General features: G+C 48.9%; 17 protein-coding genes. 11 read left to right on the top strand and 6 right to left on the bottom strand.

Annotated features, from left to right (window positions below; translation table 11 throughout):
• The first annotated feature begins 139 nt into the window (after nucleotides 1–139).
• The 8 genes from V7650_RS12230 (at nucleotide 140) to V7650_RS12265 (ending at nucleotide 6,118) form a co-directional block, all read left to right on the top strand.
• Nucleotides 140–418, top strand: coding sequence for a hypothetical protein (locus tag V7650_RS12230; protein WP_335656528.1), 279 nt, complete (start codon nucleotides 140–142; stop codon nucleotides 416–418).
• Nucleotides 415–855 carry a periplasmic heavy metal sensor gene (locus tag V7650_RS12235; RefSeq protein ID WP_335656529.1) on the top strand — a complete coding sequence of 147 codons (441 nt, stop codon included), beginning with the start codon at nucleotides 415–417 and terminating at the stop codon, nucleotides 853–855. Before V7650_RS12230 ends, V7650_RS12235 begins: the two co-directional genes overlap by 4 nt.
• Before the next feature lie 20 nt (nucleotides 856–875).
• Nucleotides 876–1,448 (top strand): RNA polymerase sigma factor, encoded by a 573-nt coding sequence (locus tag V7650_RS12240; protein ID WP_335656530.1) that lies wholly within the window; start codon nucleotides 876–878, stop codon nucleotides 1,446–1,448.
• A gap of 54 nt (nucleotides 1,449–1,502) precedes the next feature.
• A complete protein-coding gene (locus V7650_RS12245; RefSeq protein ID WP_335656531.1) occupies nucleotides 1,503–3,263 on the top strand; it encodes a copper resistance system multicopper oxidase in 1,761 nt (586 codons plus the stop codon).
• Entirely contained in the window at nucleotides 3,260–4,384 is a 1,125-nt protein-coding gene (locus V7650_RS12250; RefSeq protein ID WP_335656532.1) for a copper resistance protein B, read from the top strand. The genes V7650_RS12245 and V7650_RS12250 overlap by 4 nt, the downstream gene beginning before the upstream one ends.
• A 36-nt stretch (nucleotides 4,385–4,420) precedes the next feature.
• Complete coding sequence (locus tag V7650_RS12255; protein ID WP_335656533.1) at nucleotides 4,421–4,648, top strand: DUF2933 domain-containing protein; 228 nt, start codon at nucleotides 4,421–4,423, stop codon at nucleotides 4,646–4,648.
• A gap of 203 nt (nucleotides 4,649–4,851) precedes the next feature.
• Nucleotides 4,852–5,361, top strand: a complete 510-nt coding sequence (locus V7650_RS12260; protein ID WP_335656534.1) for a YybH family protein — start codon at nucleotides 4,852–4,854, stop codon at nucleotides 5,359–5,361.
• 43 nt (nucleotides 5,362–5,404) lie between these two features.
• Nucleotides 5,405–6,118 carry a PepSY domain-containing protein gene (locus V7650_RS12265; protein ID WP_335656535.1) on the top strand — a complete coding sequence of 238 codons (714 nt, stop codon included), beginning with the start codon at nucleotides 5,405–5,407 and terminating at the stop codon, nucleotides 6,116–6,118.
• Between the two features lie 110 nt (nucleotides 6,119–6,228).
• Here V7650_RS12265 and V7650_RS12270 read toward each other — a convergent pair whose 3' ends face one another.
• Nucleotides 6,229–7,431 (bottom strand): hypothetical protein, encoded by a 1,203-nt coding sequence (locus tag V7650_RS12270; protein ID WP_335656536.1) that lies wholly within the window; start codon nucleotides 7,429–7,431, stop codon nucleotides 6,229–6,231.
• Nucleotides 7,432–7,519: 88 nt separating this feature from the next.
• The gene (locus V7650_RS12275) at nucleotides 7,520–8,155 is read right to left on the bottom strand and encodes a methyltransferase family protein (RefSeq protein WP_335656537.1); all 636 of its coding nucleotides are present in this window, start codon (nucleotides 8,153–8,155) and stop codon (nucleotides 7,520–7,522) included.
• 384 nt (nucleotides 8,156–8,539) lie between these two features.
• Between V7650_RS12275 and V7650_RS12280 the strand changes: the two genes are divergently transcribed.
• The 3 genes from V7650_RS12280 to cls all read left to right on the top strand — a co-directional run bounded on the left by V7650_RS12280 (nucleotide 8,540) and on the right by cls (nucleotide 11,914).
• A complete protein-coding gene (locus V7650_RS12280; RefSeq protein WP_335656538.1) occupies nucleotides 8,540–9,337 on the top strand; it encodes a universal stress protein in 798 nt (265 codons plus the stop codon).
• Between the two features lie 209 nt (nucleotides 9,338–9,546).
• Nucleotides 9,547–10,323, top strand: a complete 777-nt coding sequence (locus tag V7650_RS12285; RefSeq protein WP_335656539.1) for an alpha/beta fold hydrolase — start codon at nucleotides 9,547–9,549, stop codon at nucleotides 10,321–10,323.
• Between the two features lie 154 nt (nucleotides 10,324–10,477).
• Nucleotides 10,478–11,914, top strand: a complete 1,437-nt coding sequence (gene cls / locus V7650_RS12290; protein WP_335656540.1) for a cardiolipin synthase — start codon at nucleotides 10,478–10,480, stop codon at nucleotides 11,912–11,914.
• Here the strand turns inward: cls and mrdA are convergent.
• The 4 genes from mrdA to V7650_RS12310 all read right to left on the bottom strand — a co-directional run bounded on the left by mrdA (nucleotide 11,898) and on the right by V7650_RS12310 (nucleotide 16,489).
• Nucleotides 11,898–13,817, bottom strand: a complete 1,920-nt coding sequence (mrdA, locus tag V7650_RS12295) for a penicillin-binding protein 2 (RefSeq protein WP_335656541.1) — start codon at nucleotides 13,815–13,817, stop codon at nucleotides 11,898–11,900. The two genes, cls and mrdA, sit on opposite strands and share 17 nt — an antisense overlap.
• 97 nt (nucleotides 13,818–13,914) lie before the next feature.
• Nucleotides 13,915–14,808 (bottom strand): DMT family transporter, encoded by an 894-nt coding sequence (locus tag V7650_RS12300; RefSeq protein ID WP_335656542.1) that lies wholly within the window; start codon nucleotides 14,806–14,808, stop codon nucleotides 13,915–13,917.
• Between the two features lie 76 nt (nucleotides 14,809–14,884).
• Nucleotides 14,885–15,673 carry a polyphosphate kinase 2 gene (gene ppk2 / locus V7650_RS12305; protein ID WP_335656543.1) on the bottom strand — a complete coding sequence of 263 codons (789 nt, stop codon included), beginning with the start codon at nucleotides 15,671–15,673 and terminating at the stop codon, nucleotides 14,885–14,887.
• A gap of 42 nt (nucleotides 15,674–15,715) precedes the next feature.
• Nucleotides 15,716–16,489: a DUF47 domain-containing protein gene (locus V7650_RS12310; RefSeq protein ID WP_335656544.1), complete on the bottom strand. Its 774-nt coding sequence runs from the start codon at nucleotides 16,487–16,489 to the stop codon at nucleotides 15,716–15,718.
• Between the last annotated feature and the right edge of the window lie 14 nt (nucleotides 16,490–16,503).

The raw sequence follows: 16,503 nt of genomic DNA on the forward strand, positions 1-16,503 counted from the left end.
CTCCAAATCTAGCAGTTTGTTTCGATGCTGCTATGTGACTATTACGCAGCAAACTTTCATTCCCCTCAAAATTTTATTGAGGGTTTTATCTGCCCCACGCGTAAAGTATCTAGTAACGCGGTTTTGGAAGGAAAGCTGAATGACTGACAAATTTAGTAAAATAATCGAGGAGCTGGGCCATCAAAGGTTACCTGGTATCGGACCAGATTTCGAGGCTGGAATTTGGTCCCGTGTATCTCAAATCGAAAGCAGACAGCTGGCTAGGGGCCGTAATGGCTTGGCCGCTATCATGCTGGTTACCGCGCTTAGCGTCGGCGTGATGAGTGGGGGAGATGAAGCTATGGCGAGCAGTAGCTCCAGTTATTTGAGCGATGGGCCTGACTATTCACCAGCCACATTGCTACATGTTTCACCATGAGAATGGGGCCTTTTCGCATTGCTCTCCTGATTTTTCTGGCACTGGCTGCTGGATTTTTGGGGTCTTTAGCAGCCGATAAATGGTTAGCGCGAAATGGTGAAAGCGCCAGCCTTCATGGTTTTGTTCATCAAGAGCTCCGTCTTTCAGAAACCCAAATGAAAAACCTCGACGAAATGGAGGACAAATTTGCGGTAAAGCGCCGAACTTTGGAGCTATCGCTGCGCGCGGCCAATGGCAAGCTTGCTACCGCTATGGAGGAAGAACACGAATTTGGCCCTAAAGTCGCATTGGCGGTAGAAGATGTGCATGACCGTATGGGGGAGCTACAAAAAGCAACGATCTCGCATGTTTTTGAAATGCGTTCGCTATTATCGCCCAATCAGCAAGCGGCGTTCGACCGTCATGTGAGCGATGCACTTACTGCTGATCAGCAATGAAATTCTTTGAATAATCTGGAATGGATCAACCAATTTCAGATGAACAGGACGAGGTCCTTGCAAGCAGATCTGCAGAGGGTGATCGCAGAGCGTTTGGAGTCTTGATGCAACGTCATGGGTCGCGCTTGCTTAACATCGCTTTTAGAACGTTGCATCATTCAGACGAAGCGCAAGATGCTGTCCAGGAGACAATGGCCGCAGCATGGTTCAAAATAGGTCAATTTGACCAGAGCCGCGAGTTGGCTCCATGGCTAACCAGAATTACTCTTAATAAATGTCGTGATCATTTAAGGCGGCGCAAAGTGCGTCGTTTTTTCGAGTTTGGAAGCGGCCAGGAGCACGAACTAGAGACCGCTGACGAAACACCTGATCAATCTTCTGACCTGGAATCACGCCAGATGCTCTCTCTGATGGAAGAAAAAATTGCCACCCTTCCCCATTCTTTAAGAGAGCCTTTCGTTTTGGTGACCTTTGACGAACGCAGTCAGGCCGAAACGGCTGCTCTTCTAGGCATTTCGGAAAAGGCGGTTGAATCGCGAATTTACCGCGCGCGAAATAAATTGCGGGATGCAGCCAAAAGTTTTGAGGGATAAAGCATCTGGGCGCGTAATGAGGTTGAACACAGACCTCTATTCAGGACAGAATTTATGCTTTCCCTCGACCGCAGAAAATTAATTACTTCATCGCTCGCGCTTGGTGGGGCTGCAGGACTATCCGCAGCGATGCCAGGCTGGGCACGCGCTGCCAATGGAGGCACATTAGCCCGCAAAGGCAGTGATGTTCTCTCCGGCGAATACATGAAAATGACCGTAGCTGATGCGGCATTCCAAACTGGCAAGCGCAACGGACCAGCCGTTACCGTAAATGGCACTGTTCCAGGACCGCTTGTGCGTCTCAAAGAGGGTCAGAACCTGGTCGTTGACATGGTCAATGATAGTTCTGAAGGCACCTCCATTCACTGGCACGGATTGCTCGTTCCATTTTTAATGGACGGTGTGCCAGGCGTAACGATGGCAGCGCTCGAACCTGGCAAGACATTTCGCTATGAATTCCCGATCCGCCAAGCAGGAACCTATTGGTGGCATGCCCACACTTTGCAGGAACCAATGGGCCACTATGGCCCAATCATCATCGACCCCAAGGGACCAGAGCCGGTAGAATATGACCGGGATTATGTAGTGATGCTGTCTGACTGGTCGCCCATGAATCCGCACACGATCATGGCCAAACTTAAAAAGGGCGAAGGCTATTTTAATTATAATCAGCGCACGATGACAGATGACTATCCGCTTTCGGCAGACGAGCGGCGAATGTGGGCCAAAATGCGGATGATGCCAACCGATATTGGAGATATATCTGCCGCAACCTATACCTATCTTCTCAACGGGCATGGTCCTGAAGATGGACTCGAATATCTTTTCAAGAAGGGCGAGCGTGTACGTTTGCGCTTTATCAACGGGGCTGCTGCAACGTTTTTCAATATCCGTATTCCCGGCCTGCCAATGACCGTCATCTCAGCTGATGGTCAGAATGTGCGGCCTGTCCAGGTGGACGAATTCCAGATTGGCAATGCCGAAACCTATGACGTCATCGTCGAACCTGGAAGCAGCGACGCCTATACAATCGTCGCTGAATCAATGGACCGCTCAGGTATGGGTCTTGCTACGCTCGCAAGTCGCCCAGGCGCACGTGCTGCTGTTCCCCCGCTTCGTGATCCACCGCTGCTTACCATGGAGGATATGGGCATGTCCGGGCATGGTGAAGGTGGAATGGATCATTCGGCACATGGCGCTAGCGGTACCGTTGCCGGCGCGGCAATGGCCGATATGGATATGTCGGGCGGCATGAATATGCGAGACACGTCCAAATTACCGCCTTCGGTCAAGGTCGGACCAGGTGTAGATATGGTATCAATGAACCCGGTTGACCGGATGGGAGACCCTGGCATCGGTCTCGACAAGGTTGACCACAGGGTTCTCAACTACAAACAACTGGTGGCAGCGCGCCCTAACAAGGTTCGAGCGCCTACACGGCTCAAAGAAATCCATCTAACGGGAAATATGGAGCGCTATATGTGGTCCTTTGACGGCAAGAAATTTTCTGCCGTCACAGATGATCCCATCCGCTTCGCTTACAATGAACGTGTCCGGGTCAAGCTCGTCAATGATACAATGATGGCGCATCCAATTCATTTGCACGGCCATTTTTTCGAACTGGTAAATGGCGCGAAAAATGATCGCCAACCTCTGAAACACACGGTTATCGTGCAACCAGGCGGCAGCGCGCAATTTGACCTCACGGCAGATGAACCGGGCGATTGGGCGTTCCACTGCCACTTGCTCTATCACATGCATAACGGGATGTTTCAGGTCGTCACCGTGCGCCCGCTGGATGGAGACAAATCATGAAAATGATGATTGCTCTCCTGCTGTCAAGCACAGCAGTGCCCAATGTCGCGTTCGCGCAAAGTCATGACGGTCATAATATGCCCGCTATGGCGGACCCTGCCGAAAAGCCGGTTGCCGATGAAGCCGATCCCCATGCAGGCCACAACATGGACGCGGCTAAACCGGCGCTGGATGATGTCCCCCTCAATCATGATGAAATGGATCATGAAGGGCTGCCGCATGAAGGCGTCGATGAAGTGGAAGCATCTCAGGATATGCAAATGGATTCCATGAGTGATCCTCAAATGGATCACAGCCAAATGGATCATGGCAAAATGAACCAGCAGTCAGAAGAGGCCGACCCTCATGCCGGTCATGACATGCCATTAGATTTGCCCGTAAATGCGCCTCCACCCCCGGAAGCGTTTGAAGGGCCCACATATGCCGCTGATCAGTTTGTTGGCGCAGAGGCAATGGCCGCTTCACGTGCTGGCGTTGCCAGAGAGGTTAGCGGTACGCCAGTATTCTGGTTTCAAGGTGACCGTCTAGAGTACCGAGCCCGGGAAGGTAAAGACGGTTATTTGTGGGACGTGCAGGGCTATTATGGCGGCGATCTCGAAAAGTTTTGGTTCAAAAGTGAAGGTGAAGGCAGTTTTGGAGAAGCCATCGAGAGCGCAGAAATCCAAGCGCTATATAGCAAGGCAATTGCACCATTTTTCGATTTACAGGCCGGTATTAAACAGGATTTGACAGGTCCCGAACGTACCCACGCGGTGATTGGTATTCAAGGTCTCGCGCCCTATCTTTTCGAAGTCGATGCTGCGCTGTTTCTTTCCAACAAAGGCGATATGACAGCAAGTATCGAAGGCGAGTTGGACCAGAAAATTACCCAGCGCCTGATTTTGCAACCGCGTGCAGAGGTTAGTCTTGCGGCTCAAGACATTCCCGAACTGGGCGTCGGTGCTGGTCTGGACAGGCTGGAAGTGGGGCTGCGGCTGCGCTACGAATTTGCGCGAGAATTTGCGCCCTATATTGGAATTGATCAGGAGTGGAAGATCGGTGGAAGCCGGGACTTTGCATTAGCAGCGGGTGAAGATCCGTCGGTCACTAACTATGTTGTCGGCATCCGTTTCTGGTTCTAGCAGGATTTCAAGTGGTTCCGTTCGAAGGAAAGTTGGATGAAAAATAACGAGCCGGCTCCCCGCCGTTTTGCGTTAACGCTCACCTATATTGTCGTTTTTCTCGGCGCTGTAGTCATTGGCGGCTATTTGATGACCCATCAACACCAGGCCCATATCCCTGGCGTATATCTACTCCTTGGCATCGTGCTGCTGGCATGTATTCCGATGTTTCTGTTTATGCGTGGAGGGCGGAATCAGTCATCAAATAGGAACGAGGAAGAATGAATAGGAAAACTGCTTTCTAATGATTGGGTTTCTAAATCACTGGCCGGCGATTCTGATAGTCGCCATGTTTCCAATTTTAACAATCATATATGGGCGGTTTAGTATGCATGAAAGGGGTGAGGTGGAATGCAAACTTGGCAAAACTGCTGGAATGGCCCTGTGCTTTGTTAAAAGACTCGGAACAATAACCAATGGATAAAACTATGAAAATTTTAAATGCAATCTTGCTCGCTCTCGCACCAGCCAGTGCGCTCGCGGCGCAATCAAGCGACACCCAAATTGATAGCAAGACGACCATAATAGAAGCGGAACCTCAAAATTCAACGCGATCCTCTCCAGAAAATGTTCTAACCGCCTACCGGGACGCCATTCAAAAGCTTGATGCTTCAAAGATGAAGCCGCTGTTTTCAGAAGAATCTCAAATATTCGAAAATGGTAAGGCTGAAGGAACATTTCTCCATTATCTGGAACATCATCTGGGTCCCGAATTAGGTCATGTGAAAAGCTTTACTTTCACGCAGCCGACAGTCTCATTAACTCAGGTTGAGAATACCGCTTTTGCAACAGAGACTTATGGCTATGTGATAGTTTTGCAGGATGATCGTAAAATCGAGCGCACCGGCATCGCGACGTCGGTGTTAGTTCGTGAAGGCGACAACTGGAAAATTCTGCGGTACCATTCTTCTTCGCGCGCTCCCAAAAAGGCTCAATAAGACCCGACGTCAAGTTATAGTCTGCGATTTATCGGGGGGATAGATGTCGACCAAGATTCACATAAAAGCGAGTAAACTACATAAATGGCTCGCCCTGATCATCGGCGCACAATTGCTGCTCTGGTTCGTTAGCGGTTCTATCATGAGCATCGTACCTATCGGAACCGTACGGAGCGAACATTTGGTATCACGCGAGGTGGAACCAATCAGAAATATCAGCGGGCTCGTTTCTCCTAGAGCTTTAGGGGCAGAAATCAATGGCCCCATACGCTCCTTGCGCTACCGTATGCTGTCGGGCCAACCTGTTGCCGAAGCAATTGATATGGAGGAAAAGACATATCTTTTTGATGGCCTCACGGGTAATCTACGCGGGCCGATTGGGAAGCAGGAAGCCCTCAATATTGCGGAGAAGGCATGGATCGGCAGACAGCCTGATTTTACGTCAGTTGCCAAGATCAATCAAAATTCCATAGAGTATCGGGGCGCTTTGCCCGCATGGCAAGTGAGCACAATTGATGACGTGAGGATTTTCATTCCCTTGGCTACAGGGGAAATTTCTGCTGTCAGGAGTACTACCTGGCGATTTTACGACTTCTTCTGGTCACTTCACATAATGGACTGGAAAAATCATGAAAACTTCAACAGCTGGTGGCTGATAGCCTTTGCATTCGGCGGTGTCGTAATGTCGATGTCGGGTTTGACACTACTCATCAAACGCTGGCCATTGAAACGCCGACGGAGTAAAAATGTTAGCTAGTGTTTGGATAAACAATCAACTCCAACACGATCAACAAAGCCTTGCCATGTCGCCGTGGCAAAAAATGCAGTGATTCATTCGTATCAAGCCTCAACTTGCAATTGCAAGCATCAGACCTCGACAGCATCGCCAAACCCAACAATCAGAACACCCAAAATCACAAGCAGTGCGAAGAGACAGCCGTGCCATCTGTGCTTTGGAAGGAGAAATGCCATTCGAGCAGCGATTGCTGCCTGCAGAGTGTAATATAGCGCGAAGGCGCGAGACGCATAGCTGATAATCTGAAACACATCCGCGCTCCAGGTTAATACCAAACCTATGATTACGAGCAACACATAGCCATTACGCGAGCTAATCCTGCCTTTTGTCAATTCTGCAATCAGACCGCCAGAACCGCTTGTATCGGCTATGGCGGCGCTGAATTGTGCAGCCAACGCCCCGGCTACCAATATCCAGGGCAATATTGGAGAAACAATTCCCATCACGTCAATGATTGCCGTTTCAGTTAGCCGGAATTCTTCATGCTCAAATGACAATGCGAACAACGTGATATAGATCATGTAAATTGCGGCGGCGACCAATTGGGCAAGCTGCATCGATTTAACCCGAACGGCGGCGCTATATTCGTCGCCTAGATACCGTGAGGTCTCAAACCCTTGGACGGTAATAATCAAGCCAAAAGCGAGTGTTATGGCCGCCCAGCCGGTCAATTGGGGTGGATGAAGGACCAGAGTTGAACTGACTGCTTTGGCGTAGCAATAATAGCTGAGGCCCAATAACAAACCTGCGATGATAGCAAGTTTAATTGTGACGGCAGCATATTCCATTTTCTCAAGCGCAGAAAACCCGCGCGTATAACCAACTGCCAAAATGATCACAAAAATGACGGAGGAAAGGAGCTTGGCATTCGCAGCACTGTCGAAAGGCGTTAGACTAAGCCCGAATGCACCAAAGAGATTGAGATAATAGGTAACAGATATCATGAAGGCGAAAGCGAGCGCCCAGGAAGCGCCTATTTCCAGCTTCTCTGCGATAAAATCATGAAAGGAAACCGGGGCGTTTCGGACGGCTATATTGAAGCGGATAGCGCTCCCAAAAAGATAGGCTCCAAGGACCAACGCGCCCATCACAAGAGGGGCTTTGCTTCCGTAAGCATAGACCAAGATGGGGGCGAGAACGAGAAACCCGCTACCGATGATTGAAGCCAGTGGAGTAACCGTTGCCCGCCACAAAGAGGATTGCGAAAAACTTCGAGAAAACTGTAACACGCTAGCTAAGATTATAGCTGCGATGATTACAATATTCAGTATCATATCATCATCCGGATATGCGCAGCATATTTATTAGCAGCAAATTCCGCCCAATGCCAATTCCCTCCACCATCAAATGCTGGATTTTATGTCATGAGCCTTGAGAACTTTTCTTCATTTCTTTCCACTGTCCCCAACGCGGAAAGAACATGGGTACTTTAGCTTGATAGACACGGTAGTCATCGCCAAACTTCCGCAGCATATCGCGCTCTTCCTTACGTGCGAGGAAATAGTAAGCAATCATTATAACCGGGAGCAGGCTGATCGAGAATATGGTAGGCCAATGAATGACCCCTTCGCCGAACAAGGCAATGAAAAGGCCAGTATATTGGGGGTGTCTGACAAACTTGTATAGGCCGGTCGTAACCAGCCGGCTTTCCTGACGGGCAAGATAAACTTCTCGCCAGCCTTTGATGAAAAGCCCTATTCCAAAAAATGCAACGATATAGCCCAAGATCATCGCCGCAAACATTCCAGTTTCGCTGAAGTTGAGCATTGTTGACCAGAAGCTGTAACTTACATAATCTCTGTCCAAGCCAAAAAAGCGGATGGCGAGGTAGACCGTCAGCGGAAATCCATACATTTCGGCATATAGCGCGATAATAAATGCTTGCACCAAACCTGCCCCTGCCCATTCGCGCCAACCTTTTGGAGCAAGATATTTGTAGAATATCCAAGAAACTACAATGACCATAATCACGGCCACTCCCCATCCAAACGTACCCATTTTATTCTCCGTTCCAATAATCAGTATATTAGTCTGTCTAGAAGGCTGCCGAATTAGCGCCAGAAAATAGCCCTGTCCGGTCTGCAGACCCCAAGAAATTACCAGCCCGACAGGCGAGCGCTGCCAAGAGTGAATTTCCGGCGGTATCCAATACAGACGCAGGTTTGCTCATTTCGTTACACTGGCGGTGAACAGTTCGATCTTAATGTCCTGGCGCACGTTGCGGTAAAGCTTGGGATATATTTTCTTCCGCTAGTGTTTACACCGCACTTTAGAGAATCTTCGCGGGTTCGTCCGATCCAACGGCAAACTGTAACGTTTCGACGGCACAACCGTCATTATTCTCGTCAAGCCGCCCAATCGCGGCCTGCTGAAAGGACCACTATGAAAACCATTCTTCTACCCATTATCGGCGATTCAGGGATGGAAGGCCGCCTGCAATCGGCATTGGCCCTCGCGCTCGATCAAAAAGCTCATCTGAGCTGCGCGCAAATATTGCCGCTTCCGTACGTACTATGGGCAGGTGAAGCGTCTGGTATGACCTACGGATTAATGCTGCGTGATGCCGAAGGAGCAGCCAAGGACCGTCGAACAGAAATTGAAGCAAAGCTCTCTAAAGAAGGGGCTTCCTGGGATTGGTATGTTCGCACAGGCGATCTAGTTGGCGAATTGATATTGGCAGCAAGACTGGCTGATATCGTCATCGTTGGTAGCGGACCAGGCGATAATGGAAAGCTGAGCCACGTGGCGGCCGATCTATCCGTTCATATCCCCATTCCGGTCTTAACTATTCCTAATGATGCACCAGTCCTCGATCCCACTGGACCAATGATGATTGCCTGGAATGGGTCGGCAGAGGCTGCCAATGCGCTCCGAAATAGTTTGCCGCTGATTTCCAGAGCCTCAAAAGTTCATCTGGTTACGGTTGATGAGGCTTCCTCCGAGTTTCCCGCAGAAGACGCAGGTATATTTTTATCCCGGCATGGAATTCACGCCGAACTGAGAGACCTTGATACGAAAACTTCGATCGAAGAGACTCTAGAATCTGCAGCCCGCGACATTGAAGCATCATGTATAATTATGGGCGCCTATGGCCATTCGCGAACACGCGAAATGATCTTCGGCGGCGTTACCCGGCATATGCTACAGAATAGTGCGATACCGCTTCTCTTGTCTCATTAGGGAACTTCAAAACCAAAATGTCAGTCAGAAATTGATTTGAATCGAGGATGATGTCCCATCAATAATTTGCCTGATCTTTTGGTTGCTAAATCTATCTTGGAGATGTTGGAAGGCACATCTTATGAAAGTGATATGCAGCGTTATTATTTCGCGAAATTGGATACCCGGTAGGCAATATCCTCGGCTCAGCATGGCAGGCTTTGGATACTATGCTCTATAGCGAAAGCCTTGGTGATGAAGGCGCAACCATGGTTTTCTTGCATGGCATCGCGGGCTCAACGCGTTACTGGAGATCGCGCATAGCCCCATTGACGGTTAATCACCGGCTCTTGTTGGTTGATCTGCTCGGCTATGGAAAATCCCCAAAACCATGGACCAAATATACGGTGGATCGCCATGTCGAAGAACTTTATCAGATTGTACACGGCCAAAAAGCAATCACTATCGTTGGGCATTCATTCGGGGCAATAGTCGCAATCGCCTTTTGCGCCCGGTTTCCTCATTTGGTAAAACGTCTGATCCTGTTCAGTATTCCCTATTTCGGCGATAAAGAAGGTGCCATCAAATATTTTAGCGAAAGCCATCTAGCGGAGCGATATGTTACGACCAACATCGCCTTTGCAGCGCTTGCATGTATGGTGACACGTTGGGTGCTGCGCTGGTTTCTCCCCTACGTGCTGCGTGATATGCCGCCTGAAGTCGTTGAGGACCTGACCCGCCACACATGGCGATCGTACACTTCTTCTTTATGGGACGGCGTATATGGCCATGATCTGTTCGCTGATGCTGACAGACTGGATCCTGAATGCGGCGTCTATTGCTTGCATGGGAGCGCAGACACAACCGCTCCACTTTCGGGAGTTCAAAAATTATTGTCCAATCGTTCGCGCTGGAAATTACGGATTTTAGAAAATGGTGACCATCACCCGTTGTTGCGAAATCCACAATGGTGCCTCAACGAGATCATTCTGGCGATGAAGAACTGATCGAGTCTTTTGCGATTTGAAGTTGATTCGTTCACCAAACGATGCTGCTGGCACAGGCGGTCCAGAATTTTATGCACTAATAATCTAAAGGAAATTGGCACAAAAACATGCTCAGGTGGATAAGACATACGGCGACACAGATCGAACCTGCCAAATGAGTCAGGAAATTATTGATTCTTTGGCAATAGGTTACGTTCTGGTTGAGTGGATGATCCGAATAATCATGCTGATTGTCGTTCCGCTAAGGCGGTCCCCTGGAGCGGCACGTGGTTGGCTGTTTGTCACCTTTTTCATCCCTATTCCGGCACTGATAATTTATCTACTAATCGGCAGGCCTACCTACCCACGATGGCGGCGGAAGCGTTTTGAAAAAGCTCGGCAATTGTTGGCAAACGCAACTGATGAAATCAGCCATTCTAAGTTCTGTTCCCATCCAATTCTACCCGAAACATATGCTCCCGCTGCCAAATTGGTCCAGAATTTGGGACAGTTTCCAATACTGGGCGGTAATAAGATTGATCTTCTTTCAGATTATGACCGCACCGTTGATCAACTCATATCGGATATCAATGGAGCCAATCATCACGTTCATCTTCTCAGTTATATTTTTGCAAACGACCGCACAGGATCAAAAGTGATTGATGCGCTGACAAGAGCGTCCAAACGGGGTGTCGAATGCAGGGTTCTTATTGATGCCTTGGGTTCACGCCGATGGGCGCGCGCCATTCGCAATCGTCTGATGAGCGCAGGCGTCCAAGTAGCACGGGCGTTGCCGGTGACTTTTTTGCGTCGACGTTCTGCCCGTGCTGATCTGCGTAATCACAGAAAAATTGCGATTATTGATGCGTCTATTGGTTATATTGGTTCTCAAAATATCATTGACGCAGAATATGCACCCGGTTTGTTCAACCGCGAGCTTGTTGTGCATGTCGCAGGCCCCGTAGTGCTTGAAATGCAAGCTGTGTTTGCAGCAGATTGGTATCTTGAAACCGGGCAGGTTCTGGACGACGCGGCATATTTTCCGCATCGTCATGGCAAAGGATCGATAATGGCTCAACTGCTGCCTAGCGGGCCGGATTTTCCCGTTACCGGCGCAGGTCGATTGGTTGTGGCCCTAATATATAGCGCGCGGCGGCGCGTCTTTATCACAACCCCCTATTTCATACCGGACGTTGCCTTGGTAGAAGCACTTGAAACTGCAGTTTTACGAGGAGTTGAAGTCAATCTTATACTCTCTAGGGCTTCGGACAACATCTTGGTGGGCCTTGCTCAGCGCTCATATTATGATCAGATGCTGCGTGCAGGCATAACCATCTATCTATATGGTGACGGCTTGCTTCACGCAAAACACATCATGGTAGACGATCTAATATGTGTTGTTGGCTCTACCAATATTGACATCAGATCATTTCAGTTAAACGCCGAAGCCAGTTTGATAATCTACGATGAAAAACTAGCGAGGATGCTGGCCGCGGAACAAAGCAAAAATATCGCTGCGAGTGAGCGACTAAGTCAGGAAGTCTGGAATCAACGCGCCGTGCCAGTCAAACTAGTCCAAAATATTGCGCGACTTGTCAGTCCGTTGCTGTGACGGTTTTGGATGCTTTATATTCTGCCAGCCTTTTAGCCATCCGCTCTTCAATATCTCCGCCCCAATCGGCTTCGAGTTTTAGCAGGGCATCCATTGCTATTTCTTGCTCGTATAAGAACGTCATGACATCGCGCGCAATCGGATAGGCGGATCCCGAGCCGCCGCCATGTTCCACAACGACAGATATTGCATATCGGGGATTTTCGACGGGCGCGAAAGCAACAAAAAGTCCGTGATCGCGGAATTTCCAAGGCATGCTAGCGTTGGACCGAACGCCCCCTGCCCGTTCTGCCATCGTTATACGCCTTACTTGTGCGGTTCCCGTTTTACCGCCCATCTTCACATCGGGGATAGGCAGCGCGGCGAGGCGCGCTGTGCCTATTTCGCTAACCACATCTCCCATCGCGCTGCGAACAAAAGCAAGATGTTCTGGCGAAATTTCAAGACTTTGAGGTAGCCGCTTGTTCTTGTTGGGTAACAATGAAGGAACGATATTGCGCCCAGAAGCAATTCTGGCGGCCATGATCGCCAGTTGCAGCGGATTGGCAAGCATATACCCCTGACCGATCGTCGTATTGACCGTATCATAGGCTTGCCATTTTCGATTATATTTGCGCTCCTTCCATTGTGCATCAGGTACCGTGCCATAGCTTTGCGATGAGACTGGCAGATCATATTTTAGACCCAGCCCCAGTGTTTTTGCCATCGCCGCTATGGGCTCGATTCCCACTCTAAGAGCCATTTGGTAGAAATAGACATCACAGCTTTGATATATGGCTTTGGCCATGTTGATGATCCCGTGCCCGCCTCGTTTCCAGCAATGGAAGAAGCTATTGCCAACTTTCAAGCGACCAGTGCAGAAAATCGTTTCATCTGCTCTCACCCCTTCCTTTAGGAGCGCCAATGCGACCATTGGCTTGATTGTTGATCCAGGCGGATAAAGACCGCGCAGGGACTTGTCCCGAAGAGGCACATGATCATCGCCGGACAACATCTGCCATTCATTCTGACTAATACCATCCGAGAAGCTATTGGAATCGAACGAGGGCATAGACGTGATCGTCAAAATCTCCCCCGTTTGGCTATCCAGAACAACAACCGAACCGGATTCCTCGCCCAATCTTCGTGCAGCATAACGCTGGACATCAATATCTAACGTCAGCTGAATGGACTTGCCTGGGATATCAGGGCGCGCTTCCAGTTCGCGTACAATCTTTCCTCTTGCCGTAACTTCTACCCGCTTAGCTCCTGGTTTTCCCTGCAGCGCTGCCTCAAATTTCTTTTCTAGCCCATCCTTGCCAATTTTGTACCCCGGCGTGACCAGAATAGGTGAAGGATCTTGTTCATATTCTTCAGCCGATGGCGTGCCAACATAGCCGACAAGATGCCCGACGGCCGCTCCAGGTGGATAATTTCTTGAAAAGCCGCGACTAGCTGAAACTCCGGGTAAGTCTGGCAAGCGGACAGTCACTGCAGCGAAGCTGTCCAAATCAAGACCTGAGGCAATATGAATTGGCTGAAAATTATTTGTCTTTGCCAATTGAGTGTTTATTCGCCTGACCTCTTCGGTATCCAGCCTCAACAATTTGCTAAGCGTTGCGACCGTCGTTTCCTTGTCCTTCACGCGACTGGGATTTAAATCGACACGAAAATCGGCTTTATTGTTTGCGATAGGCTTTTCGTTGCGATCTAAAAGCCAACCTCTGCGCGGCGGTATGAGTGTAAAATTTACACGGTTGCTCTCTGACAGTAATTTGTAACGGCTATTTTCGACAACGGAGATATAGCCCATGCGGGCAAGGAGAACGGCACCTATGCCTAATGAGGCACCGCCCAGTAGAGTAGCGCGCCGCGAAAATGTGAGCGATTGAACGCTCCCTGTCATTGTCTTGGTATTTTTCATACTAGCAGTCACCAATAACCGGGTTTCAGACGGGAAAAATTGTTCTGAAAAGCAGCGCTCCAACCCAGCACCCTGGATGAATGGCCAGTTATGTCTGTTATGTTATCGATCGTTTCTGGGCTGATCCCAGCATGAAGATCATTGAAACACCTACTATAGTTAGAGCAATCCCAATCCATTGGAGAAAAGCTATGCGTTCTCCGAAAAATATAACTCCCAGTGCCAAGCCAAAAACCGGGATGAAAAAACTGAAACTATTGGCCCGGTTTAAGGACGTCTTTTCGAGGATGGAAAACCACATCCAGTAGACCAACGAAGTACCAAAAACACTGAGAATTCCGAGTATCAATATGAATTGAGATGACCATTTTACAGCTTTTGGGTCTTCAAAAACCAATGCTGCGATAGCAAGGGGAATGCTGCCAATAAGAAGCTGCAGACCCATCGCCATTAATGCATCGACTGACCCAGCTAGTTTTTTTATCCAGACATTGCTAATCGTAATGCCCAGGGCAGCCAGAATAATATAGGCTACGCCAATCGCATAGCTATTATTCTCGCTGGAAAGATATCCTGGCAACGCTATGAATATAATTCCGCTAAAACCCAATAACATGCCCAACACGCCTAGACGCGTCAGTCGCTCGTTCAATATAAAGACTGCGAGAATTGCAGCTATTAAAGGCTGTGCATTTGAGATTACCGTCGCAATACCCGGAGAGACAAATTCCGCTGCGTGAAACATGCCCAAAAAGCCGAAACTGGTTGCTCCAATCCCCACTATGGCGATGATTTTCCAGTCATTCCAATTTTGTGGCAATGGCTGCCGCAAAGCGAACGCTAGTATAATCAAAACCAAACCGGACAGGATCGCGCGAAAGGCAGCAAATGTAAGATGCGGGGCAAATTCTATACCCCAGGTTATGAAGGGAAAGCATATTGCCCAAAGAAGCATCACTACTATGATCTGGAAAACAACGGATATGGTCATGATAGAACTCGAGTCCGAGGCGAAATCTGCAACGCATTTTGGAAAAAATTGGGCCGGGCTGGAATATTGAGTAATATCACGGCGCAATAATGTTATTTTGCAGATATATCTCATCAAACGGAAAGACTATTTCAGCGTCAGGTTGCTCAGCGTGCTTATCCTTGTCCGGACAATCAACGAGCGACATCAGGTGGCCAATAATATTCAATCGTGCCGTTTTTTTATTGTCCGCTTTCACCACATACCATGGTGAAATCTCAGTATGGGTCCGGCGGAACATCGCATCGCGCGCTTCGCTATAATCGTCCCAATGTTCAATGGCGACTTCATCTATTGGGCTAATTTTCCACTGCTTTAAAGGGTCTACCCGACGATCACGCAGGCGCCGTTCCTGCTCGTCTTTTGAGATATCTAGATAATATTTGTAGATTTGCATCCCGGACCCGATCAGCATCTGCTCAAAAGGAACTACTGATTTCATAAAATTCTCATATTCCGTTTCGCTGCAAAAGCCCATGACGCGTTCGACGCCGGCCCGGTTGTACCAACTTCGATTCATCAAAACCATTTCCTGGCTCGATGGAAGATGAGCTACATATCTCTCGAAATACCAGGAACGAAGTTCTCTGTCCGAAGGCTTGCCCAATGCCACAACGCGCGTTTCACGCGGACTCAAATGCTCGGTTATCCGTTTGATCACGCCGTCCTTGCCTGCCGCATCCCGACCTTCAAAAATAATCAAAATCTGGAGATCATTTTTGATCAGATGTCGTTGCAATTTTACCAGTTCCAACTGGAGGCGTTGCAAAGAGGCCTTATAGTTTCCTTTGCCGATCCCTTTGGTCTTTTTTTCCTTTTTACTCATCTTGTCACCTTTCCAAAAATCATCTCAATTTGCGCAGAAATGTCACGCTGTTTTTACAATTATGTTGTGCAGAATATCGCCAGCGTGGGCGAAATGGTCGGACGCATTTGACAAATGGCGATAAATTTCCCGCCGCTTCAAAACTTCCATCACATAGGATAAGCCGCTAGCCACTGCCCTGCAATCGGCCTCCTCCAAAGGATCCAATAGATGCAAAAACTCATCTTGATTGCTGGATTGTTCTGCCCGGGGTTTGGCGGAATAGTATTTTGCATCGAACAACTGAGAAAGCGCGTTGCGATATAGTTTTTCAACCTGTCTTTCCACTTTTTGAACGGCCGCAGCGCTTTGTTCGGCCAAGCTAGGGTCCTTTTTCAAAGTGGCGAAACCGCTTTGAAGCTTTTGCGCACTGGATTGAAGAAGCTTCGCCATTTCGAGCATTTGGGCATCGGGTTCGATCCCAAGAATCTCCATTTCCCGCACGGTCGTCTTGGCATAATTTAAACCCTCATCGATCGAGGTGATCGCCCGATAAATGTCCTCGCGATCAAACGGCGTTGAAAAAGAGCGGTTAAGGGTATCTATGTTTCTTATTTTCAAAATATCCCCTTCGTGCTCCAGTCTCCGCACATCATCGGCTCGTTTCTGCTCGCCTGTTTGCATATAGGCGGCCAGCATTTCCATTGCCTGCACAACGACATCACATTGATCATTAAGCATTGAATAGAAGTCCGGCGTTCGCGGAAACACGGAGTTTATAATTTTCGAGAGACGCGAAATCCGTTTTGTTTGTGTGCTTTCAGTTGCAGATTGCATAGCCTGTCCAATCG

The sequence above is a fragment of the Parasphingorhabdus sp. genome (genome assembly GCF_036964565.1).
Lineage (GTDB): Bacteria > Pseudomonadota > Alphaproteobacteria > Sphingomonadales > Sphingomonadaceae > Parasphingorhabdus.

What these genes read in the sequence shown, in the direction of transcription:
- V7650_RS12280 (WP_335656538.1), top strand. Translation starts at nt 8,540, where the DNA reads ATGAAAACCATTCTTCTACCCATTATCGGCGATTCAGGGATGGAAGGC.
- V7650_RS12300 (WP_335656542.1), bottom strand. Translation starts at nt 14,808, where the DNA reads ATGACCATATCCGTTGTTTTCCAGATCATAGTAGTGATGCTTCTTTGG.
- V7650_RS12265 (WP_335656535.1), top strand. Translation starts at nt 5,405, where the DNA reads ATGTCGACCAAGATTCACATAAAAGCGAGTAAACTACATAAATGGCTC.
- mrdA (WP_335656541.1), bottom strand. Translation starts at nt 13,817, where the DNA reads ATGAAAAATACCAAGACAATGACAGGGAGCGTTCAATCGCTCACATTT.
- V7650_RS12310 (WP_335656544.1), bottom strand. Translation starts at nt 16,489, where the DNA reads ATGCAATCTGCAACTGAAAGCACACAAACAAAACGGATTTCGCGTCTC.
- cls (WP_335656540.1), top strand. Translation starts at nt 10,478, where the DNA reads ATGAGTCAGGAAATTATTGATTCTTTGGCAATAGGTTACGTTCTGGTT.
- V7650_RS12270 (WP_335656536.1), bottom strand. Translation starts at nt 7,431, where the DNA reads ATGATACTGAATATTGTAATCATCGCAGCTATAATCTTAGCTAGCGTG.
- V7650_RS12235 (WP_335656529.1), top strand. Translation starts at nt 415, where the DNA reads ATGAGAATGGGGCCTTTTCGCATTGCTCTCCTGATTTTTCTGGCACTG.
- V7650_RS12250 (WP_335656532.1), top strand. Translation starts at nt 3,260, where the DNA reads ATGAAAATGATGATTGCTCTCCTGCTGTCAAGCACAGCAGTGCCCAAT.
- V7650_RS12285 (WP_335656539.1), top strand. Translation starts at nt 9,547, where the DNA reads ATGCTCTATAGCGAAAGCCTTGGTGATGAAGGCGCAACCATGGTTTTC.
- V7650_RS12255 (WP_335656533.1), top strand. Translation starts at nt 4,421, where the DNA reads ATGAAAAATAACGAGCCGGCTCCCCGCCGTTTTGCGTTAACGCTCACC.
- V7650_RS12230 (WP_335656528.1), top strand. Translation starts at nt 140, where the DNA reads ATGACTGACAAATTTAGTAAAATAATCGAGGAGCTGGGCCATCAAAGG.
- V7650_RS12260 (WP_335656534.1), top strand. Translation starts at nt 4,852, where the DNA reads ATGAAAATTTTAAATGCAATCTTGCTCGCTCTCGCACCAGCCAGTGCG.
- V7650_RS12245 (WP_335656531.1), top strand. Translation starts at nt 1,503, where the DNA reads ATGCTTTCCCTCGACCGCAGAAAATTAATTACTTCATCGCTCGCGCTT.
- V7650_RS12275 (WP_335656537.1), bottom strand. Translation starts at nt 8,155, where the DNA reads ATGGGTACGTTTGGATGGGGAGTGGCCGTGATTATGGTCATTGTAGTT.
- V7650_RS12240 (WP_335656530.1), top strand. Translation starts at nt 876, where the DNA reads ATGGATCAACCAATTTCAGATGAACAGGACGAGGTCCTTGCAAGCAGA.
- ppk2 (WP_335656543.1), bottom strand. Translation starts at nt 15,673, where the DNA reads ATGAGTAAAAAGGAAAAAAAGACCAAAGGGATCGGCAAAGGAAACTAT.